The sequence below is a fragment of the Flavobacterium sp. LAR06 genome (genome assembly GCF_041946075.1).
Taxonomy (GTDB): Bacteria; Bacteroidota; Bacteroidia; order Flavobacteriales; family Flavobacteriaceae; genus Flavobacterium.
In genome coordinates, this window is the sequence record NZ_JAUTYT010000011.1 from 90,010 (window position 1) to 112,122 (window position 22,113).

At 33.9% G+C, this 22,113-nt stretch carries 27 protein-coding genes and 1 tRNA gene; 23 read left to right on the forward strand and 5 right to left on the reverse strand.

Annotated elements, in window-relative coordinates; translation table 11 throughout:
* Positions 1–53: 53 nt before the first annotated feature.
* Positions 54–776 carry a DUF4290 domain-containing protein gene (locus Q7C23_RS16320; protein WP_074659573.1) on the reverse strand — a complete coding sequence of 241 codons (723 nt, stop codon included), beginning with the start codon at positions 774–776 and terminating at the stop codon, positions 54–56.
* A 3-nt stretch (positions 777–779) separates the two neighbouring features.
* A complete protein-coding gene (locus Q7C23_RS16325) occupies positions 780–1,076 on the reverse strand; it encodes a DUF493 family protein (RefSeq protein ID WP_042567278.1) in 297 nt (98 codons plus the stop codon).
* Between the two features lie 289 nt (positions 1,077–1,365).
* Between Q7C23_RS16325 and Q7C23_RS16330 the strand changes: the two genes are divergently transcribed.
* From Q7C23_RS16330 to Q7C23_RS16360, 7 genes are all read left to right on the forward strand, one after another.
* Entirely contained in the window at positions 1,366–2,280 is a 915-nt protein-coding gene (locus tag Q7C23_RS16330) for an alpha/beta hydrolase (RefSeq protein WP_375033529.1), read from the forward strand.
* A 21-nt stretch (positions 2,281–2,301) separates the two neighbouring features.
* The gene (locus tag Q7C23_RS16335; protein ID WP_375033530.1) at positions 2,302–2,973 is read left to right on the forward strand and encodes a hypothetical protein; all 672 of its coding nucleotides are present in this window, start codon (positions 2,302–2,304) and stop codon (positions 2,971–2,973) included.
* A gap of 302 nt (positions 2,974–3,275) precedes the next feature.
* The gene (locus Q7C23_RS16340) at positions 3,276–3,809 is read left to right on the forward strand and encodes an AAA family ATPase (RefSeq protein ID WP_375033531.1); all 534 of its coding nucleotides are present in this window, start codon (positions 3,276–3,278) and stop codon (positions 3,807–3,809) included.
* A gap of 65 nt (positions 3,810–3,874) precedes the next feature.
* Entirely contained in the window at positions 3,875–5,770 is a 1,896-nt protein-coding gene (locus Q7C23_RS16345) for an ATP-dependent DNA helicase RecQ (RefSeq protein WP_375033532.1), read from the forward strand.
* Positions 5,770–6,717, forward strand: coding sequence for a methionyl-tRNA formyltransferase (gene fmt, locus Q7C23_RS16350; protein ID WP_375033533.1), 948 nt, complete (start codon positions 5,770–5,772; stop codon positions 6,715–6,717). Before Q7C23_RS16345 ends, fmt begins: the two co-directional genes overlap by 1 nt.
* 180 nt (positions 6,718–6,897) lie before the next feature.
* Positions 6,898–7,170, forward strand: coding sequence for an HU family DNA-binding protein (locus tag Q7C23_RS16355; RefSeq protein WP_017498096.1), 273 nt, complete (start codon positions 6,898–6,900; stop codon positions 7,168–7,170).
* 127 nt (positions 7,171–7,297) lie between these two features.
* Complete coding sequence (locus Q7C23_RS16360) at positions 7,298–7,858, forward strand: YqgE/AlgH family protein (protein WP_026984133.1); 561 nt, start codon at positions 7,298–7,300, stop codon at positions 7,856–7,858.
* On the opposite strand, the gene Q7C23_RS16365 is transcribed toward Q7C23_RS16360, so the two are convergent.
* On the reverse strand, positions 7,855–8,694 hold the full coding sequence (locus tag Q7C23_RS16365; RefSeq protein ID WP_375033534.1) for an aminotransferase class IV: 840 nt from the start codon (positions 8,692–8,694) through the stop codon (positions 7,855–7,857). The two genes, Q7C23_RS16360 and Q7C23_RS16365, sit on opposite strands and share 4 nt — an antisense overlap.
* Before the next feature lie 55 nt (positions 8,695–8,749).
* Positions 8,750–9,142, reverse strand: coding sequence for an START-like domain-containing protein (locus Q7C23_RS16370; RefSeq protein WP_026984135.1), 393 nt, complete (start codon positions 9,140–9,142; stop codon positions 8,750–8,752).
* A gap of 153 nt (positions 9,143–9,295) precedes the next feature.
* Between Q7C23_RS16370 and Q7C23_RS16375 the strand changes: the two genes are divergently transcribed.
* The 11 genes from Q7C23_RS16375 (at position 9,296) to Q7C23_RS16425 (ending at position 15,480) form a co-directional block, all read left to right on the forward strand.
* Positions 9,296–9,369 (forward strand) — tRNA-Met (locus tag Q7C23_RS16375).
* A gap of 203 nt (positions 9,370–9,572) precedes the next feature.
* Positions 9,573–9,830 carry a hypothetical protein gene (locus Q7C23_RS16380; protein WP_375033535.1) on the forward strand — a complete coding sequence of 86 codons (258 nt, stop codon included), beginning with the start codon at positions 9,573–9,575 and terminating at the stop codon, positions 9,828–9,830.
* Between the two features lie 85 nt (positions 9,831–9,915).
* Positions 9,916–11,136 carry a DUF763 domain-containing protein gene (locus Q7C23_RS16385; protein ID WP_375033536.1) on the forward strand — a complete coding sequence of 407 codons (1,221 nt, stop codon included), beginning with the start codon at positions 9,916–9,918 and terminating at the stop codon, positions 11,134–11,136.
* Between the two features lie 33 nt (positions 11,137–11,169).
* Positions 11,170–11,526, forward strand: a complete 357-nt coding sequence (locus Q7C23_RS16390; protein WP_375033537.1) for a nuclear transport factor 2 family protein — start codon at positions 11,170–11,172, stop codon at positions 11,524–11,526.
* Between the two features lie 17 nt (positions 11,527–11,543).
* Positions 11,544–12,308 (forward strand): type I methionyl aminopeptidase, encoded by a 765-nt coding sequence (gene map / locus Q7C23_RS16395; RefSeq protein ID WP_375033538.1) that lies wholly within the window; start codon positions 11,544–11,546, stop codon positions 12,306–12,308.
* 156 nt (positions 12,309–12,464) lie between these two features.
* Complete coding sequence (locus tag Q7C23_RS16400) at positions 12,465–12,956, forward strand: hypothetical protein (protein WP_375033539.1); 492 nt, start codon at positions 12,465–12,467, stop codon at positions 12,954–12,956.
* A gap of 199 nt (positions 12,957–13,155) precedes the next feature.
* The gene (locus Q7C23_RS16405; protein ID WP_375033540.1) at positions 13,156–13,719 is read left to right on the forward strand and encodes a DUF6642 family protein; all 564 of its coding nucleotides are present in this window, start codon (positions 13,156–13,158) and stop codon (positions 13,717–13,719) included.
* 2 nt (positions 13,720–13,721) lie between these two features.
* Positions 13,722–14,642: a helix-turn-helix domain-containing protein gene (locus Q7C23_RS16410; protein ID WP_375033541.1), complete on the forward strand. Its 921-nt coding sequence runs from the start codon at positions 13,722–13,724 to the stop codon at positions 14,640–14,642.
* 71 nt (positions 14,643–14,713) lie between these two features.
* Positions 14,714–14,914, forward strand: a complete 201-nt coding sequence (locus tag Q7C23_RS16415; protein ID WP_375033542.1) for a hypothetical protein — start codon at positions 14,714–14,716, stop codon at positions 14,912–14,914.
* A gap of 39 nt (positions 14,915–14,953) precedes the next feature.
* Complete coding sequence (locus Q7C23_RS16420; RefSeq protein ID WP_375033543.1) at positions 14,954–15,136, forward strand: pentapeptide repeat-containing protein; 183 nt, start codon at positions 14,954–14,956, stop codon at positions 15,134–15,136.
* Complete coding sequence (locus Q7C23_RS16425; RefSeq protein ID WP_375033544.1) at positions 15,136–15,480, forward strand: pentapeptide repeat-containing protein; 345 nt, start codon at positions 15,136–15,138, stop codon at positions 15,478–15,480. The genes Q7C23_RS16420 and Q7C23_RS16425 overlap by 1 nt, the downstream gene beginning before the upstream one ends.
* Before the next feature lie 80 nt (positions 15,481–15,560).
* On the opposite strand, the gene Q7C23_RS16430 is transcribed toward Q7C23_RS16425, so the two are convergent.
* Complete coding sequence (locus Q7C23_RS16430; protein ID WP_375033545.1) at positions 15,561–16,727, reverse strand: MFS transporter; 1,167 nt, start codon at positions 16,725–16,727, stop codon at positions 15,561–15,563.
* 102 nt (positions 16,728–16,829) lie between these two features.
* On the opposite strand from Q7C23_RS16430, the gene Q7C23_RS16435 reads away from it, so the two are divergent.
* The 5 genes from Q7C23_RS16435 to Q7C23_RS16455 all read left to right on the forward strand — a co-directional run bounded on the left by Q7C23_RS16435 (position 16,830) and on the right by Q7C23_RS16455 (position 22,105).
* Positions 16,830–17,663: an AraC family transcriptional regulator gene (locus Q7C23_RS16435; protein ID WP_375033546.1), complete on the forward strand. Its 834-nt coding sequence runs from the start codon at positions 16,830–16,832 to the stop codon at positions 17,661–17,663.
* Between the two features lie 69 nt (positions 17,664–17,732).
* Positions 17,733–18,116 (forward strand): hypothetical protein, encoded by a 384-nt coding sequence (locus Q7C23_RS16440; RefSeq protein ID WP_375033547.1) that lies wholly within the window; start codon positions 17,733–17,735, stop codon positions 18,114–18,116.
* A 132-nt stretch (positions 18,117–18,248) separates the two neighbouring features.
* Positions 18,249–18,776 carry a DUF3347 domain-containing protein gene (locus tag Q7C23_RS16445; RefSeq protein WP_375033548.1) on the forward strand — a complete coding sequence of 176 codons (528 nt, stop codon included), beginning with the start codon at positions 18,249–18,251 and terminating at the stop codon, positions 18,774–18,776.
* Positions 18,777–18,820: 44 nt separating this feature from the next.
* On the forward strand, positions 18,821–19,339 hold the full coding sequence (locus Q7C23_RS16450; RefSeq protein ID WP_375033549.1) for a helix-turn-helix domain-containing protein: 519 nt from the start codon (positions 18,821–18,823) through the stop codon (positions 19,337–19,339).
* Positions 19,340–19,567: 228 nt separating this feature from the next.
* Complete coding sequence (locus Q7C23_RS16455) at positions 19,568–22,105, forward strand: heavy metal translocating P-type ATPase (RefSeq protein ID WP_375033550.1); 2,538 nt, start codon at positions 19,568–19,570, stop codon at positions 22,103–22,105.
* Positions 22,106–22,113 lie beyond the last annotated feature (8 nt).

Here is a 22,113-nt window from a genome sequence, read left to right on the forward strand (position 1 = left end):
TTCTAAACTAAAAGTCTTAGCTTCTTAGCTCCTTAGCATCTTAGCACCTTTTTTTATTTCTGATTATTGTTTTTCTGAAAAGGTTTTGGTTTCCCAGGTCCTTTATTGTTTTTGTTGCTTTGGATTTTTGGTTGACCAGGAGGCGTAATTTTGTTTGACATACGTTTATTCGTACGCAATAAATCAGTTGTGTTTAAAAGCTCTTCTGTACTTTGCAACAAATTGATTTTTCCTCCGGACAATTCAAATAAATGCTCAAAAATCACATCATCTTTTACTGTGTCTTTGTTCCAGCTTAAATATGACTTTTTCATGTGATTAGCGATCACTAATACCAATGCATTTTTCATTTCGCCTTCCTCCCATTTATTGGCAACATCAATCATATATTTGATATTGTTACCATAAAATCTGTATTTCGGAAAGTTTTGCGGGTATTGTAAAACATCTGGTTTTAACTGCAATACATCGCGAGACGGGATTGGGTATGGCGATTCTACATCTAATTTAAAATCAGACATAATAAAAAGCTGATCCCATAATTTATGTTGAAAATCGGGCACATCACGCAAATGCGGATTCAAGCTCCCCATTACCTGAATGATGTATTTCGCTGCTTTATTGCGCGTTTCTGCATCTTCAATAATAGTAGCCTGATCAATCAGTTTTTGCAAATGACGACCGTATTCAGGAATAAGTAAACGTTGCCTTTCAGAATTGTATTCTAAATTAAAAACAACATCATTTGCGACTTCTTTTTTATATTTTTCGACCATAAGTTATAATGAAACTATACCTTCTATTGTAGATACTTCTTTGTATTTGCCAATCACATCGTCAGAGCTGTTCATCGTAACGTCTACAGAAACACTGGTAAATTTACCTGTTTTAGATTTTGTTGTTTTGATAACCGCGCCCATACTGTCAAAAGCTTTTTCAACTCGCTCAACATTATCGGCTACTGAAGGCACAATGAATTTGTACAAGTATTCAGCAGGCCAGGTATTTGCGTTATCCAATTCTACCTTTAATCTTTCGTAAAATTCGGCGGTGTTTTTTTCTTTATCGTTCTCCATTCGTAATTAAAAATAAACGCAAATATACGGTTTTGATTTCAGATTTCAGATTTTAGATTTTAGATTTTTTAGGATGCAAAAGCAGATGTTTTTTTGCCACAAATTTCACGAACTTACGCAAACTAAAATAACTCAAAAAAACTTAAATTTTAATGATCGTTTAGAGTGGATTAGTAAATTAAAAATTCGAGGGAATTCGTGAAATTCGCGGCAAACCTTTATATTTGAAAAACTTTGCGACTCTGCTCCCGATAGCCATCGGGATTGCGAGATTCTAAACCACAACGCCATGAAAAAAATCCTTTTACTTTTTATCGCACTCACAATCAACTCGATGAAAGCTCAGGAAATCAAAACAATGACTTATTTCCAGAACGACACTATCAAACTGGATTTGGATTTGTATTTGCCTGAGAAAAAATCAAATGAGAAAATTCCGTTAGTGATTTTTGCTTTTGGTGGAGGATTTTCTGGCGGAGAACGTACCAGCGAGAAAGAATTTGGGATGTTTATGGCGAAAAACGGTTATGCGGTTGCCAGCATTTCGTACAGTTTATATATGAAAGGAAAAGATTTTGGATGTAAAGGAACTTTGACCGAAAAAATAAAAGCAATCCAAATTGGCGTGAGCGATATGTGGCAGGCGACTTCGTTTTTGATTGAAAATGCCAATAAATACAATCTTGATACTTCAAAAATATTTATTTCCGGAATTAGTGCGGGTGCCGAAATTGGTTTTCACGCTTCATTTTGGGATTATAAACTCATGAATCTATATAAAAGCAATTTACCCGAAAACTTTAAATATGCCGGTTTTATTGGAGGTTCCGGAGCCATTCAGGATATCAATTTAATTACAAAAGAAAAAGCGATGCCGATGTTGTTGGCACATGGAAATAATGACCAAACTGTTCCGTATGCTGCCGGTTCGCATCGCTCCTGCCCAACAAATGCTTCGGGCTGGTTAATTCTTTTTGGATCTTATGCCGTTTATAACCATATGATTGATCTACACAAAGATATTGAACTGATTACATTTTGTGGTGGCGGTCATGAATTCTCAGGCTACCTTTTTCATGACGGCAAACAATATGTTTTAGATTTTGTGAATGATGTTTTGAAAGGAAATAAATTTGAATCGCATTTGATTGTTCCTTCAAAGAAAAAGGGTGCTGATTCTGAGAAATATTTGTTTTGTGAGTAAATTTTTATTTTCAATATGGATTTGACTCGATTAGATATTCAGAAATTAATAAAAGTCAAAAAAGCTGACACTTTTTGGAATCATTTTGTTTATGCCTTCGCTACTAATTATAAAGTAAATGGAGAAGTTAAAAAGAATATTATTAAGATTTGGCAAAAAAGAACGTTACGAGGAATATATTATCCTGTTTTTACTTTTGAATTTGATAATCAAAATCAACTAGTAAAAATAACCGACAAATTAAATTCTTATGGTAAAGTCATACAATCAATCTTCCCGTTTGTTTTCTTCTTACCACTTATTTACACAGGTTTAACTGATTTTGAGCTAAAACGCTTCTTTATTTGTGGAGTAATAATCCTCGTTTTATTTTTGGCAATTTCACTACTTAACAACAAAATTTACCAATATGAGAAAAAAGAACATTTAGAAGAATTTCGTAAAACACTAAATATTAAAGAAGAAGAAAAGGCCCCTGAAAAAGAATGGAGTATGAAAATGATTTTAACTAGATTATTTATTTACCCAATTTGTTTTGCATTTATATTACTTACTATTTTTTTAATTATCCCAGAGGGTGGATTCTTCATATCAATTCCAATATTAGGAATTGTTGGAGCCTATTTATATTCTGATTTAAAACTTATCTTCAAACACAAAAAAACGGAAAATAATTCAAATCGAATAATTTGATTTTTATTCCTACATGCCTTAAACTGGACTAAAGTCAAGCCCTACAATATTTTTTGAATCTACGATTCTTCTATGTTTTAGTTCCGGAGGAACATTTTATTTTGTAGAGCTGGACTTTAGTCCAGTTTCTTAATATTTTGTCGAACCATAATCTTTATTGCAAGATTCACCATAAAAATGGATTTAAAGTAATCCAAAAATTTGGACACATACCTCCAAAATTGCGAAATCATTCGCTTCAGACAAAATAATCTTTTTAAATACCAATAAGTTTAGGTAAATTTGCGCTTTATTTTAAGAAAGTGCAAAAAGAAATCATAGTTCTCATTGGTGGCCCGGGAACGGGAAAATCTACTCTGATCAACGAATTGGTAGCTCGTGGCTACTGCTGTTACCCTGAAATTTCAAGACAAGTTACGCTCGAAGCGCAACAACGCGGGATAGAACAATTGTTCCTGGAACAGCCTCTGTTGTTTAGCGAAATGTTATTGGAAGGCAGAATTAAACAATTCGAAAACGCCCTTGACGAACCTGAAAATGTAGTTTTTATAGATCGCGGAATTCCGGATGTTGTAGCTTATATGGATTATATAGGTGATGAATATCCTGAACATTTTACTAAAGCCTGCGAAGATTTTAAATATTCCAAAACATTTATTTTACCGCCTTGGGAAGAAATTTACGAAAGCGACACCGAGCGTTACGAAAATTTCGGACAGGCCTTAACGATCCAAAAGCACCTTGTTGAAACCTATAAAAAATATGGTTACGACTTAATTGAAGTGCCTAAAGATACGGTGGAGAACAGAATTCTTTATATCTTAGATAAAATTTAGGCATTTGGTTAAAGTTGCAAAACTAGAAACTGATTTCTAAATTTTTTAACTTTAAAACAAGACCAATGCCCGAAGCGCAAGAAATTCTTTTAAAATACTGGAAACACAACAGTTTTAGACCGTTGCAAAAGGAGATTATTGACTCGGTTTTGGATGGTCAGGATACTTTTGCCCTTTTACCAACCGGCGGAGGAAAATCGATTTGTTTTCAGGTTCCGGCAATGATGCAGGAAGGCATTTGTTTAGTGGTTTCGCCCTTGATTGCTTTAATGAAAGATCAGGTGGCGAATTTGCAAAAACGAGATATTAAAGCGATTGCACTTACGGGCGGAATTCATACCGAAGAAATCATTGATCTTCTTGACAATTGCCAATACGGAAATTACAAGTTTTTATATCTTTCGCCTGAGCGTTTACAGTCTGACTGGATTTTGGAGCGCATTAAAAATCTTCCTATCAATTTAATTGCAATTGATGAAGCGCATTGTGTTTCGCAATGGGGACATGATTTCCGTCCGGCTTATTTGAGAATTTCGGAGCTTAAAAAATATTTCCCTAAGATTCCGTTTTTGGCTTTGACCGCTACGGCGACTCCAAGAGTTATTGAAGACATTAAAACCGAATTAGGTTTGAAAGATCCTGTACTTTTTCAGCAATCTTTTGAAAGAAAAAATATTGCATACATGGTTTTTGAAATCGAAGACAAATTGTATCGCACCGAACAAATTTTAAAGAAAAACCCACAGCCTTCTATTATATATGTACGAAATAGGAAATCGTGCCTGAATATGTCAACGCAATTACAATCGTTAGGATTCAAAGCGACGTATTATCACGGTGGGCTTTCGGCAAAAGAAAAAGACAAAAACATGCAATTGTGGATGTCGGAACAAGCGCAGGTTATTGTAGCGACCAATGCATTTGGAATGGGAATCGACAAAGACAATGTAAAAACGGTTATTCATACTCAGTTACCAGAAAATCTGGAAAACTATTATCAGGAATCCGGGAGAGCAGGACGAAATGGAGAAAAAGCATTTTCAGTTTTACTTTTTAATAATGCAGATGCGAATCACACAGAACAGCAATTTTTAAGCGTTTTGCCAGACAAGAAGTTTTTAAAAACCATGTATGTGAAGCTTTGCAATTATTTTCAGATTGCATATGGCGAAGGTTTAGATGATTCTTTCTCTTTTAAACTGAATCACTTTTGTAACAAATACGACTTCCCTACTCTAAAAACTTATAATGCATTACAATTTCTGAATCAACAGGGAATTATTACCATGTCTCAGGAATTTTCGGAGAAGATTACGATGCAGTTTTTAATTGAATCAAAAGAAGTGATTCGATATATGAGCTTAAATCCGAATGACGAAGAAATCATTCTGGCAATTTTGAGAACGTATCCTGGCGTTTACGAAATGAAGACACCATTTAATCTTTCTTTGATTGCCAAAAAATCACATCATACAGAAGAACAAGTTTCGGCCGTTTTAGAAAAACTGAAGGAAAAAGAAATTATCGAATACAAATCGAAAAATAACGACGCGACTATCTTATTTAATGAGGTTCGTGAAGACGACCTTACGATAAATCGGGTTTCGAAATATCTGGAAAAACAGAATAAACTAAAAGAAGAACAACTTTTATCAGTTCTTCATTATATAAAGGAAAACAAAATCTGCAAAAATCGATTGATTCTGGATTATTTTGGAGAAGAAACAACTGAGAATTGTGGTGTCTGCTCCTATTGTATTACTCAAAAAGGAAAAATTACGGAAGCCGATTCAATTGCTGATAAAATTCTGCATTTATTAAAATCAGCTGCTTTAACTTCCAGAGAAATTCAGGCTCAAATAAAACTGGATGCAAACGATATTGTTTCAGTGCTTCAGGAGCTATTAGAAAACAATCATATTACCATTTTAGCGAATAATAAATACACTTTAAAATCATAATGGAAAAATTAAAAATTATATTCATGGGAACTCCCGAATTTGCTGTCGGCATTTTGGATACCATTATTAAAAACAATTACGATGTTGTTGGCGTTATCACAGCTGCAGACAAACCAGCAGGGCGCGGACAAAAAATAAAATATTCGGCAGTGAAAGAATACGCACTGGCGAACAACCTTACCTTATTACAACCAACGAATTTAAAAGACGAAACTTTTCTAGCAGAGTTAAAAGCATTGAATGCCAATTTACAAATTGTAGTTGCTTTTAGAATGTTACCAAAAGTAGTTTGGGAAATGCCAAGTTTAGGAACCTTTAATCTTCATGCTTCCTTATTACCAAATTATCGTGGCGCCGCACCAATTAACTGGGCGATTATTAATGGAGAAACCAAAACTGGGGTTACAACTTTCTTTATTGATGATAAAATTGATACCGGAGCCATGATTTTAAATTCGGAAATCGCAATCGAACCGGAAGAAAGTGCAGGACAATTACACGACCGATTGATGTTATTAGGAAGCGAGACTGTTATAGATACTTTGAAAGTGATTGAAAACGGAGACGCAACCACTACAATTCAGGAAGATAATGCAGAAATTAAAACGGCGTATAAATTAAATAAGGAAAACTGTAAAATCGACTGGACTAAATCTGGTGATGAAATCAATAATCTGATTCGTGGTTTAAGTCCGTATCCTGCTGCATGGTGTTTTTTGAAAGATAAAGAAGACGAGCAAACGATAAAAATATATGAAGCAAAATTGCTATTAGAGACACATTCTTACGAAGCTGGAAGTTTAATTTGCAGCAAAAAAGAAATCAAAGTTGCAGTTCAAAATGGCTTTTTACAGCTATTAAGTCTGCAATTACCTGGAAAAAAGAGAATGCAGGTAGCAGAATTGCTAAATGGGATAACTTTTTCTGATACTGCAAAGTTGTATTAACGTCAGTAAAACAGGGGTTTCTACCTGTTTTTGATCGACAAACAGCTGGCTTTATGAACAAAAAAACTAAGTTATTAACAATTTTTGCTAAATTTAAAGAAAACACTTGCAAGGAACGGATTTCCTACTAAATTTGTGTATTAACAATTTTTTTTAACCAACAATTAATAACTAATTATTATGAACAAATCAGAATTAATCGATGCTATCGCTGCTGATGCAGGAATTACAAAAGCTGCGGCAAAATTAGCTTTAGAATCATTTTTAGGAAACGTAGGAGCTACTTTGAAAAAAGGTGGAAGAGTTTCATTAGTAGGTTTTGGATCATGGTCAGTATCTGCTAGAGCTGCTAGAGATGGTAGAAACCCACAAACAGGAAAAACTATTCAAATCGCTGCTAAGAATGTTGTAAAATTCAAAGCTGGAGCTGAATTAGAAGGTGCAGTGAACTAAGTACTAAAGTTCTCTAAACTTATAATATAATCAAAACCCTCTCATGGAGGGTTTTTTTGTGCGGTTTAACGATTTTATTTGGGTTTTTAGAAATTTTATGATTAAATTTAATAAAAATTGTAGCCGTATGATTTCAGAAAAATTAAAAAAAGGACACCTGCTTATTGCCGAACCTTCTATAATTGGAGATTTATCTTTTAATAGATCGGTAATTTTATTAGCAGACCATAACAAAGAAGGATCAATAGGTTTTATCATTAATAAACCATTAAAATATACTATTAATGATCTGATACCTGAAATTGACGCCACTTTCAAGATATATAACGGAGGTCCTGTAGAGCAAGACAACCTTTATTTCATTCACAATATTCCAGAGTTAATCCCGAATAGTGTCGAGATTTCTAATGGAATTTATTGGGGAGGTGATTTCGAATCGACCAAAGACTTAATAAACGACGGATCTATTAGTAAAAATAATATTCGTTTTTTCTTAGGATATACCGGTTGGGATGAAAATCAGCTCGAGAGTGAAATGCAAGGAAACTCCTGGATCATTACTGATAATAGTTATAAAAACAAAATTATCGGCAAGTCTACCACGCATTTCTGGAAAGAGCAAATTATTGAGCTTGGCGGCGATTATCTTATTTGGTCAAATGCACCAGAGAATCCGTATCTGAATTAATTTTCAGCAATAGATTCATTGAGCTTCTGCACTAATAAATGCGCCAAATCACTTGTAAACTCCTTTTTTCGATATTTGGTTATCGGTTGTATCCCTGTGATTACATTGGTCAGAAATAATTCGTCAGCTTTTTGAAGATCAAATGGCGAAATTATTTCTTCCAACACTTCTATGCCATCCAGTTTCTTAGCTAAGGCTAAAATTTGTTTACGCATTATTCCGTTCAAACATCCTTCAGAAATTGGAGGCGTAATTAGTTTTTTATCTATCAGCATAAATAAATTACCCTGTAAGCCTTCGACCACGTTTTTGGTATCGTTTACTAAAAGGCAATTTGCCAGACCATTTTCATGTGCAAAAATACTTCCCGTCACGTTTATCATTTTATTCGTCGTTTTAATCGACGATAACAATTGTTTGGTCACATAGAAATCTTTGTACAAATCAACTTCGTATTCAGCTGTATTTAAGCCATATGAAGTATTTTCAAGTGGCGTTGTATGAATTAAATAGGAGACTTCATTCGTTTTTGGCAAATACAATCCGCCATCGTTTCTAAAAACGGTTATTCGCGCTCGGGCCGAAGCAGAAATTTCATTTTCCTGAACTAGTTTTAAAACCTCTTCTTCAAAAAATTCCATTGTAAAGTTCATTGGAATTTCCATTCTAACCACGCGCATGGAAGCCATTAATCTAAAGTAATGATCTTCAAGAAACAAAATTCTGTTATTTACTATTTTTAGTGTTTCAAAAACACCATCACCATACAAAAAAGCGCGATTTTGAGTTAATATATTCTCGTCTTGCGCTACTATGTTTCCGTTAAAATTGATCATAAAAAAAGCCCTGAATTTTGTTCAGGGCAAATATAAGGTATAAAATAGACTTTTACTAAACAGATCCTATAAGATGTTTCAGGTCTGAGATCTGATTCTCCCACAATTGTTTAGCTTCTCCTACTTCTTCTTTTTCGGCAAAATCGACCACCATTAATGATACATCTTTAGTTAATTCATCAACTAAAATATGCAATTCAAAAAAGTATTCCGTATCCTTACTGCTTTCATCGACCCATTTAAACTTTACTTTCTCGCCGGTCTTTTTAGACGCTAAACGTGCTTTTTCCTGAGAGTCGTTCCAGATAAAAGTAAAAAATTCACCCCTTGAATTTACGTTGTCGGCAAACCATTCTGACAAACCTGAAGGCGTTGATATGTATTGATATAATAATTGCGGCGAAGAATTTATAGGAAACTCGATTTCGTAACGTATTTTTGGATCCATGTGCTACTTTTAATTTTTTCGAAATATAAGAATATATGTCCAAAAACAATGCATTTTTAAAAATATTTTTTTTTCTTCATTTTATTCTTGGAAGCTTTAATAATATTTATATCTTTGCACCCGCAATGAGGAACACGGTTCACTTGCAATCTTGGCGAGGTAGCTCAGTTGGTTAGAGCGCAGGATTCATAACCCTGAGGTCACGGGTTCAACTCCCGTCCTCGCTACAAAAAACAAAACCCTAATCATCAATTGATTAGGGTTTTTTTATTAGAATTAATTTCTTACTATATAAAAAATTACAGTAAATAATTAAGCTATAACTCTAAATAATTAAATATCTTTAATACTTTTTAGTGGCATGTTAGAAAAATTAGCATTCCCTAATTTTTATATTAGAAAAAAATCTAAAAGTTAACACGTTATAAATATGGACATAGTTAAGTTTAAAATCACATCAAAAACTATAAAAGTAGAAGTACGTAATTCTAATAATTATGTTTTTAATTTTAATACTGCTTTAGACATTGCAAAAGAAGACAAAGATGTTTTATTAAAATTATACAATGCATTGGATATTCTTTTTAAGAAAGAAACTCCAACTGAGGTAAAAAACTACATTTCGCCCAACCAAACTAATATATTAGATCAGATTTCGGCTGTTGACAATTTAGGACAGGAGAAATAAAATGTTCTGATCTGGAACAACTTTTCGGCCTTCCCAGCATTTAAACGTATTTTAGTTATTTTTGCATAAATACAAATTCCACTAGATGAAGCGTTCAGGAACGGCAGACCTCCCATTACATTATGGCCATGTTCCATTATGGCTGGCGGAACGAATGTCTAAACTTGGTTTTGCCATTGTAGAAACGATTGCCCTTGAATTTTCTACTTCAGAAGTTGTAAGCAAACTAAGTAATCCTTTTTGGTTTCAAAGTTTTGGGGCCGTGATGGGAATGGATTGGCATTCTTCAGGAATTACAACCTCAGTACTTGGGGCTTTAAAAAAATCTGTCAATCCACATTCAAAAGAACTCGGAATCTACATCTGCGGAGGCAAAGGCAAACATTCTATGTTAACACCACAGGAACTTTTATTTGTTGGTGAGAAAACAGGCCTTGACGGTCATAATCTTGCGAATTACAGCAGACTTACAGCCAAAGTAGATAATACTGCTATTCAGGATGGATTTCAATTGTACCAGCATAATTTTATTGTGAACAACAAAGGACAATGGGCCGTTATTCAGCAAGGAATGAATCCTAATTCTCAAACTGCAAGAAGATATCATTGGCACTCGCAAGATTTAAAATCTTTTATAAATGAGCCCCACACCTTTATTTATGGCGAAAATCAAGGCTCAATATTAAATCTTACTGCTCACGCAGCCACAAAATCCAGAGAAGGCATTTTAGAATTATCTAAGGAATCTCCAACAAAAATCATGAAAGAAATGCAACATCTTTCCATGCCCGCACATCATGATGTGAGAATGGAAGATGTGAATCTGAAAAGATTGGGAGCAATGCTTTGGACCACTCACGAAAACAAGCCGGAAGATTTTAAAGAACTATTACTTTTAAAGGGGATGGGGCCAAGAGCTTTACAATCACTAGCATTAGTTAGCGAAATTATATACGGAACCCCTACCCGATTTGAAGATCCTGCTCGTTTTTCATTTGCTCATGGCGGAAAAGACGGCCATCCGTTTCCTGTTCCGGTAAAAATTTATGATGAAACTATTGACACTTTACAAAGAGCTATTAATCGTGCTAAAATTGGTAATAATGATAAAAGAGAGGCTATTCGAAAATTATCTGAAATCTCAAGAAAAGCGGAAGAAAGTTTTAGTCCAAATTCCAATTTTGACGCTCTGATTCAAAGAGAAAGAGACGAATCGTACAAATATGGCGGGAAAACCGTTTTTGCAGATGCTAAGCCTCCTAAAAGCAAACCAGTAAATCCGAATAATCAATTGGAATTATTTTAAGTTGATTCCGATTTTAAATTTAAAAACACAATCATGAGCTTCGAAAACACAATCAAAAAAGCTTACACAGCTTTTAACGAAAGAACCATTGACAATGCACTTTCAACAATGCAACCAGATGTACAATGGTCGAAAGCATGGGAAGGAGGTTACATTTCCGGACACGATGAAATTAAGCAGTATTGGACCAGACAATGGACAGAGATTAACCCAAATGTTGAACCAGTGGGTTTCAATGAAAGAGAGAATGGAAGCTTAGAAGTTAAGGTTCATCAAAATGTAAAAGACTTGCAAGGCAATCCAATGTTTGACGGATTAGTAAAACATATTTATACTTTTCAGGATGGATTAATAAAAACAATGGATATTGAGCTGATTGAAAATAATTAATTAGAAAAATAAAAAACATGTCAATAAAACAAGAATCAGAATTAACTGGAATGAAAAAAGCCAGTGAAGCCGTTGCTTATACTTTAAAAGCAATGAGAGAATTTGCTAAACCTGGCATGACAACAAAAGAGTTAGACGAATTTGGCGCAAAAATCCTTACTGATTTAGGCGCAAAATCAGCACCTTATTTAACTTATGGTTTTCCAGGATGGACTTGTATCAGCGTAAATAATGAATTTTGTCATGGGATTCCATCTGATAAGAGAATACTAAAAGAAGGAGATTTAATTAACATTGATGTTTCTGCAGAATTGGATGGTTTTTGGTCAGATAATGGAGGCTCATTTGTTATAGGTGAAGATAAAAACGGACACCAAAAACTAGTTGATGCTTCAAAAGATATTTTACAAAAAGCCATAAATAACATAAAAGGTGGAGTGAAAATTTCTGAAATAGGATATCTTATAGAGACAGAAGCAAAAAAAAGAGGTTACAAAGTAATAAAAAATTTAGGTGGTCATGGAATTGGCAGAAGTCTGCACGAACAACCAGACGAATTACTAAATTATAAAAATCGCTTTGACCAAAGACGTTTTAAGAAAAACTCGGTTGTGGCGATTGAAACTTTCATATCCACAACTTCATCTCAGGCAGTAGAACTTAAGGACGGCTGGACAATGGTTGGCAACAAAGGTGGTTTTATGGCACAGCACGAACATACAATTGTGGTTACTGAGGGCAAACCGATCATATTAACTGAAAGGAATGGAATTTGGAATTAAAAAAGCGTTTCTAAACATTATATATAAATTCTTTTAAAAGAAAAACACACATATCACTAACAATCAATAACTTAAGTCCAAAAAAGCAATAAATATTTTTCTTCGGCATGCTTTTTGTTTTTCGTATCTTTAATAATAATTTAAAAAATTGAAATCATGAAATCATTAAAATATTTATTTCTAGGATTGTCTCTTTTGGCAATTAATTTTTCAAACGCTCAGGTTAATGTAAACGTTAACATAGGTACACCGCCACTATGGGGACCAGTTGGTTATAATGACGCACGTTATTATTACTTGCCAGATCTTCAAACCTATTATGATGTAAGCACATCCAATTATATCTACATCAATAATGGAAAGTGGATAAGAGCGAGAACACTTCCGTCTGTTTACAGAAATTATGACCTTTACAACGAGTATAAAGTGGTATTAACAGATTACAGAGGAAATTCTCCTTATGATAATTTTAAAAACCATAAAGTAAAATATGCCAAAGGTTACAAAGGAAAACCTCAAAAAACAATTGGTCAAAAACCGGGTAACGGAAATAATAAACAAGGACACGATAACGGAAACCATGGAAACGGAAACAGCAAAGGAAACAATGGTAAAGGAAACAACGGTAAAGGAAACGGAAAACATTAAAACTAAGAGGCTTTAAACAGCCTCTTTTTTTATTGCTTAATTTATTCTAAATTCTATATTCTTCAAAAAGACAAGATTGCAAAAAGCACGTTAAAATCCATATCTAATAGTAGTTTTTCGACATAAAAAAATACTTTTGTCAAAACGAAAACAAAGAGCGTCTTTTCACCACTTACCCTGAACCTGAAAGTGTACTGTTATGGATCATGATAAATTTATTTTCTGTCTGGAAGGCGTTCCTGATGTAGATACTTATTTAGAGACTCAAGTGGTTAAAAACTTAGAAGAAATAGCTATTGATCAAGGAATTACAAGCATTTACAAAACCTGTGATACCATTGAAGGCCTCGAAGAAAGTCTAAATGTATTGCTATATGAAGATCATAATTTTAAAGATTATGAAATAATCTATTTGGTAATGCCGGGTGAGCCTAATAACATCTGTCTTCATGATTATTACTATAGTCTGGAAGAAATAGCAGAGCTTTTTGAAGGCAAGATGAAAGGAAAAGTAATTCATTTTGCTAATAAAAAAATATTAGACCTCAACGAAGAAGAAGCGCAATATTTTCTAGATATAACCGGAGCCCGAGCCATCTCAGGTTACGGATCAACTTATAATAAAATAGCCAGCAGCAGTACTATCGATAAAGCTTTCTTTAGCCTGTATCAGGACAATGACAATCTTACTGAAGTTGTTGAAGAATTGTACCAAAAACATTATGCGCTTTGCCAATTGCTTGATTTTAGGCTTTATTATTAAGGATGAAAAAACAGGCAAACGAAAAAATAAAAACCTACGAACCAAAAGGATTTCGTGAACGATTTCTTGGCGAAGAAAATCCGATACATTTGCTATTCAAATCCAATTCAGATCATTTTTTTTGTTTGAAAATCGAAGAAATGATGGGATTACAATTTCCAGTTCCACCATCTAAACACAGTTGTCACACGATCATTTTCATAACTTCGGGCATCCATAGTATCAAAATTGGTTTTGAAGAGTACAAAACCTATTCCAACGGAATTATAGTCGTTCCTGCAGGCCAGATTTTTTCGGTAGAACATTTAAACAATAAACATGTTGGTTTTGTCTGTCAATTTCATCCTGATGTTTTAATCGGAAAATATGGAGGAAGCGAAATGATTAATGAGTTTGACTTTCTGAAGATTGGCGGTAATCCAAAAATTCCGGTTTCAGAAACAGACTTTCCTTTTATCCTCAATTTATTCAATCGTCTCCAACATGAATATGTCGCGAGTCAAAAAGTCAATTTAGAAATCGTTCAATCGTATTTGATGGCTTTATTCTGTGAAATGAATAAAAACAACATCAAAACAACCAAAAATAATAGTGCTGCCGCGACACTTTCATCAAAATTCAAAGCACTTATTTATGATCATATTAAAATAAATCATCAGGTAAATTATTATGCGTCGCTTTTAAATGTAAGTCCTAATCATTTAAACAAATCCATTAAAGCTGCTACAGGCAAGTCAGCAACCAATTGGATTGATGAAACCATAATGCTTGAAGCAAAATATTTACTCTACCAAACTACTTTTTCTGTCAGCGAAATTGCTATGCAGGTAGGCCATGAAGATCAGTCTTACTTCAGCAGATTCTTTAAAAAACACGAGGGCATTACTCCCATTCAGTACCGAAAAATGATTGATAAGTCCTAATTATTGATTGCGGAATCCTATCAACTCTTCAAGCATTTTATGAAATTTGCCTAATAAAAAAAAGCAGATTTATGATTCATGTTTTTAAAACTTCAGTTGACACAAAATCGAAATTAGAATTCGCAACAGCATTACTTACCGAATTACTACCTCATGCCAAATGGAATTTTGATCTTGAGGATTGTGATAATATTTTACGAATTGATAGTGAAACGGAAGTTTCTGAAGTAGTATTACAAAACAACATTTTTGATTGTATCGAATTAGAATAAAATTCGATACAATCTTTTCTCAAAACTTACCTATCCACTATGGAAACTGCCCTACATCAAAATAAAACTTTTGACACTATTGATTATTCAGAACAAAAACTATCAGATAATGAATTTGTAAATTGTGAATTCATCAACTGTAATTTCTCCAAAAACGACTTTAGTTCTATTGATTTCTTAGATTGCACTTTTAAAAACTGCAATTTATCAGTTGCAAATTGATGGGATTAGATTTCAGTGCAAGCAATAGCTTTTTGTTTTCAATGCGTTTTCAGGATTGTCTCTTAGATTATTCTACCTTCATTTATAAAAAATTAAAGAAAACCAGTTTTATCGATTGCTCACTAAAGGATGTTGATTTTTCAAATACAGATTTGTCTCTCGCTATTTTTAAAAATTGTGATTTGACAAATGCTACTTTCGTAGAATGTATTCTGGAAAAAACTGATTTCCATTCTTCCAGAAATTATACTTTTGATCCTTCTGAAAATAAAATCAAAAGAACAAAAGTTTCGCACGCTGCACTTGCCGGATTATTGGAGAAGTTTGATTTGGATATCGAGTAAGATTCTCGCAGACTTCTATTATAAAAAAAGCCCTTAAACTGCAATTCGTTTAAGGGCTTTTTACAATAAACAACCTATTATTAAGCAGACTGCAATTGTAAATTACTTTTATGTTTTTGCATTAAAATCAAGGTTATAACCATTCCGATAGTTGCCATCACAACACCAATAAGATTTGGCGAGGCATAACTATAACCCGCCGCTAAAGGCAATCCGCCTAAAAAGGCACCTAAAGCATTCCCTATATTAAAACTTCCCTGAAGTGCCGCCGAGGCAATCATCTCAGCATCTTTGGCCGTTTTAATCATCAGCATTTGAATGGGTGCAATTACAGAAAACGAAATTGCTCCGGTTAAAAATGTCAGAAATAAAGAAATGTATTGATTGAAAGAGAAAAAGTAAACCATAACCAGATCGGCCACCATTACAAATAACAATGCCAGTACAGTTGGTGCCGGCGAATATTTATCAGCCAATTTCCCTCCAAGAAAATTCCCAACTACCATTCCGAATCCGGCTAGTATTAAGATATAAGAAACATCTTCAGGAGAAAACTTAGAAACATTTATTAATAAAGGAGCGATATAACTAATCCAGGCAAATAGACCTCCAAAACCTATTGCTGTGATTCCGATAATTAACCAGGCTTCTGTTTTCTTAAAAAATAACAATTGTGTTTTCATATTCACATTCCCGCTTTTCTCCAAATTTGGCATCCATAAAGAAATAAACAAAAAGGTCAGCATTCCCACAATCGCAATTAACACAAAAGTATAACGCCATATAAAATGGTGTCCTATATAAGTACCAATTGGAACCCCAATTAAATTTGCCAGTGTTAAACCGGCAAACATTATTGAAATTGCCTGCGCCTCTTTTCCCTTATCGGCCAAACGGCTCGCTACTACCGCTCCTACCCCAAAAAAGGCACCATGCGGCAATCCGGAAAGAAATCGTGAAGCAAACAGAAAATTATAAGTTGGAGCAATGATCGAAAGAGCATTGAAAACAGTTAACATCAGAGCTAATATTAAAAGCATTTTTTTTGGTGGAAAGTTTCTCCCGATGATTACTAATAAAGGCGCACCTATAACAACACCTAACGCGTAAGCCGAAATTAGATATCCGGCAACAGGAATCGAAACTTTCATATCTGAAGCAATATCAGGAAGCAAACCCATCATTACAAATTCGGTTATCCCAATAGTTAAGCCTCCTAAAGACAAGGCAATAAGACTTTTTTTCATTTGTTTTTATAAGAAAGGAATAGATTTTCTATGACGCAAATTTACACCAGGAATGCAAGAAATAAATTGTACATTTGCGATATAAACTTGTAAATTTAAGTTATGGCGAAATTAAATCAATTCAAAACACTCATGATAGATGAGTTTGAAGATGAGAAATTTCATCTTCCACTGCATTCTCACACCTACTATGAAATCATTTATATTAAAAAAGGGAGTGGAGTTCATCACTTAAACAACAATTTATTGCCTTATAAAACAGGCGATTTATTTGTGATTTCACCAGAAGACGAGCATTATTTTGACATTAAAAAAAGTACTCGTTTCTTTTATATTAAATTCACCGACAGTTATTTTAATTCGAAACAAAACCTTACATGCGATGAATTCTTAATTCACACTCCTGAAAGTTTCATGCGAAACAAGACATTAAAAGAAACTGTACTTAAATTAGATGATCCTTGTAAAACAATATTAAAAAATACGATCGAAAATATTGCTGCTTATAATTGTCATACAGATGTTTCAAATTCGCCAATTGTATTTTATCAGATTCTTTCTATTTTTGGATTAATAAAAGAAACAATGCGCGGTCAGAATCTTGTTGTAAGAGGTAATTCTATTGATAACGAGCAAATAACATCTTATATTCATCAGAATATTTACAATCCAAAATTAGTTCAGATAAAGGTTATTGCAAATCATTTTAATATTGCAGAAACCTATTTTAGCGCTTATTTTAAAAGAACTTTTACGATTAGTTATCGCGATTATATTCATAATTTAAGAACAACATTAATCGAAAAACGATTTCACAACAATCAATTGGCGATTAAACAAATCGCACATGAATTTGGTTTTACTGATGAAAGCCATTTATCAAATTATTTCAAAAAAAGAAAAAACATGAAACCTACAGATTATAAAAAACTGTAGTTAGCGAAATCTTAAATAATCTTGGCACTTGAAAAAAAAACTTAAATTTGTATCACTAACATAATTTCTTTGGCAAAAAAAGTACACATATTATTTCTCGTTTTAACCTTTGGTTTCTTTTTGATACCAACTGCGGGTTTTGCATGTGGAAAATCGTCTGAAAAAATTTCCTGCGAAAGAAAAACGTCAATAAAAATAAATTCAGATTCTTGTCAAAAAGAGTGCTGCAAAAAAGAGCATTCTTCAAAAAAAGACCAACATGGCTGCAATGGAAAATGTGATCATACGGGTTGCACAACTTCCGCATTGCAATTCAGTTTGATTTCAGAAAACGAATTTGATTTCAATACTAATACTTATAATTTCTCTCTCGAGAAACCTATTTTATATTACACTGAAACCCCTGTTTCAGATGGATTTACTTCTATTTGGTCGCCGCCAAAAATAAAATAATTGTATTTCATTTAGCCATAAGTGGGTTAAAATTTAACCGCAAAGTGTGCTAAGATTTACGCAAGGCACGCAAAGAAAAATTCAACAATAATTGGAATTTAAAATTCCTTAAATAATAATAATAATAATAAAATGAAAAAGTCAATAGCAACTATAGTATCAGTAATTACATTATTTACTGCAAATATCATTCAGGCAAAATCAATAAAAACTGAAACAACATCAATTGAAATTGTAGATTCAAGTCAATTGCAACCAGTTTATGATGCATATTTCAATGTAAAAGATGCGCTTATTAAAAGTGACAGCAAATTAACTTCGGCGAAAGCCAAAGATCTCTTAACAGCAATTTCCGCTGTAAAAATGGACAAACTTAAAAGTGACGAGCATACTGCCTGGATGAAAGTCATAAAAAAACTGACTGCTGATGCAAAAAGCATCTCGGCAACTACAGATCTTAAAAAACAACGTGAAACTTTCAAATCACTTTCAAAAAACACTTACGATCTTATTAAGGTTTCAAAATCGGCACAAGTTGTTTACAAACAATATTGCCCAATGGCAGATGCCGATTGGTTAAGCAAAGAAAAAGCAGTTAAGAATCCGTACTACGGTTCTTCAATGTTAACTTGCGGAAACGTGGTAGAAACTATCAAATAAATATGAAGCTCTACATCAAAAACATGGTGTGTAGTAGATGTAAAATGGTTGTGAAGTCTGAGTTTGAGAAACTCGGACTTCAGACTATTTCTGTTGAATTGGGCGAAGTCGAACTAAAAGACACCATATCCGAAGATCAAAAAAAAGAGCTTTTAATTCAATTACACGCTTTAGGTTTCGACTTAATTGATGATAAAAAAAGTAAAACTATTGAAAAAATAAAGAATCTTATTATTGATTTGGTTCATCATAAAAACAATGAACTTAAAATCAATTTATCCGATTATCTAGCACAAAACCTTAGTCAGGATTATAATACGTTAAGCAATTTATTTTCAGAAGTCGAAAACACAACAATCGAAAAATATTTCATAAGTCAAAAAATAGAAAAAGTAAAAGAGCTTTTGATTTACAATGAACTTTCATTAAGCGAAATAGCCGACATTTTAAATTATAGCAATGTAGCACATTTGAGTAATCAGTTTAAGAAGATTACAGGCTTCACTCCTACTTATTTCAAACAATTGAAGGATAAAAAACGCATTCAGATAGAGAATTTGTAATTTTTCTTAACCGCAAAGATCACAAAGATCTAGGCAAAGATCGCAAAGCTATTTAGACAAAGCTTTGCGAACTTTGTGTTTTTATAAAGCTAGCAATATCAAAAAACCTTTGCGCTCTTTGCGGTTAAATATTTTTTTGTAAATCTTACAAATCATTCACAAAATTATACAAACCGAAGTAATCGTTACTTCGGAAATTTGCATTGTAATACTTTAAAAGATAAAACAATGACACATCAATATATAATTTCAGGAATGTCGTGTGATGGATGTCGCACCAAAGTCGAGAAAACTTTAAATACCATTGAAGGAATTCAGGCTGAAGTAACATTAAACCCTCCATTGGCAACCATTACAATGGAAAAACATGTGGCAACTGAAAAATTTCAGGAAGTTTTATCTGAAGTTGGGAAATACACTATCGAGATGGATTCTCCTAAAAACCATAACGAAACAGCCATTAAATCGTGTTGTTCAGGGCATAAAAAAGAGAATCATACTGATCATCATAAAAAAGAATCTGCTATAGCACATAATCACCATGCAACCGGCGTTTTTTATTGCCCAATGCATTGTGAAGGCGACAAAACCTATGACAAACCTGGAGATTGCCCAGTGTGCGGAATGGATCTGGTTCCTCAGGTTGCAATCAATACGACAAAATTTACGTGCCCAATGCATACGGAAATCATTTCAAACGAACCCGGTGATTGTCCGATCTGTGGAATGGATTTAGTTCCGATGCAGGCTTCTAATTCTGAAGAAAACAAAACCTATACTGACTTACTAAAGAAAATGAAGATCGCCGTATTGTTTACGCTTCCCATTTTTATCATTTCAATGTCAGAAATGGTTCCCAATAATCCTCTCTATACTATAATGTCTATTGAAGAATGGAATTGGGTTCAGTTTTTATTTTCAATTCCGGTTATTTTTTACGCAGGCTGGATGTTTTTTATTCGCGCCTGGAAATCGATTGTGACCTGGAACCTGAATATGTTCACCTTAATAGGAATAGGAACAGGCGTTGCTTTCTTATTTAGTATTGCCGGAATGTTTTTTCCGGATATTTTTCCAGCGGAATTTAAATCACATCATGGAACCATTCATCTCTATTTTGAAGCTGCAACTGTTATTATAACGTTGGTTTTATTAGGACAATTGCTAGAAGCCAAAGCACACGGACAAACCAATGGAGCCATAAAAGCATTATTAAAATTGGCGCCAACAGAAGCGACTTTGGTTGAGAATGGAAATGACAAAGTAATTTCGATTCACAATATCAAAAAAGGAGATTTATTACGTGTAAAACCTGGAGAAAAAATTCCCGTTGACGGAAAAATAACTAGTGGTGAAAGCAGCATTGACGAAGCCATGATTACTGGTGAGCCTATTCCGGTTGATAAAAAAACAGGTGACAATGTTATTTCTGGAACTATCAACGGAACCAGATCGTTTGTTATGATTGCCGAAAAAGTAGGATCAGAAACTTTACTTTCTCAAATTATACAAATGGTAAATGATGCCAGCCGTTCGAGAGCTCCAATTCAAAAACTAGCAGATCGTGTAGCCAAATATTTTGTTCCGACAGTAGTTCTTATTTCCATTGTAACCTTTATTTTCTGGGCAAAATTTGGTCCTGAACCCGCTTATATTTACGGATTAATTAATGCTATTGCCGTTTTAATTATTGCTTGTCCCTGTGCCTTAGGACTTGCAACTCCAATGTCGGTTATGGTTGGAGTTGGCAAAGGAGCACAATTTGGCATCCTCATTAAAAATGCAGAGGCCTTAGAAAACATGAGTAAAATTGATGTTCTGATCACTGATAAAACCGGAACAATTACCGAAGGAAAACCATCTGTCGAAAAAATCTACGCCATCCATAATGATGAGGATACTTTACTGCAAAATATTGCTTCACTAAATCAGCATAGCGAACATCCTTTGGCGCAAGCCGTTGTTAACTTCGCTAAAGCTAAAAATCAAAGTTTAATTGAAGTTCCCGATTTCGAAGCCGTTGCCGGAAAAGGCGTTATAGGAACTGTAAATAATTCGAAAGTAGCTTTAGGAAATAAAAAACTTATGCTTCAGATTGGCGCTTCAATTTCTGAACCTATCGAAAACAAGGTTGTTGCAGAACAAAATTTAGGAAAAACGGTTTCTTATATCGCAGTGGACAAAGTTATTTTGGGTTATGTAACGATTACTGACGCAATAAAAGAAAATAGTGCAAACGCAATCAAAGATTTAATTGATCAGGGTGTTGAAGTGATTATGATGACAGGTGACAATGGCAATACTGCAAAAGCGGTTGCAGATCATTTACATTTAAGTTCGTTCAAAGCTGATTGTTTGCCGGAAGATAAGTTAAAAGAAATTCAGCGTTTACAGGCAGAAGGCAAAATTGTTGCTATGGCGGGCGACGGAATTAACGATGCTCCAGCTTTAGCGCAAGCGAATATTGGAATCGCCATGGGAACCGGAACTGATGTTGCCATTGAAAGTGCTAAAATAACATTGGTAAAAGGAGACTTAAACGGAATTGTAAAAGCAAAAAAACTAAGTTATTCCGTAATGCAGAACATCAAACAGAATCTATTTTTCGCTTTTATATACAATGTTTTAGGCGTTCCTATTGCGGCCGGGATTTTATATCCGGTATTTGGAATTTTGCTTTCGCCGATGCTAGCAGCCCTGGCAATGAGTCTGAGCTCCGTTTCAGTTATTGTAAATGCTTTGCGATTACGAAATCTAAACCTTTAAAAAAGCAA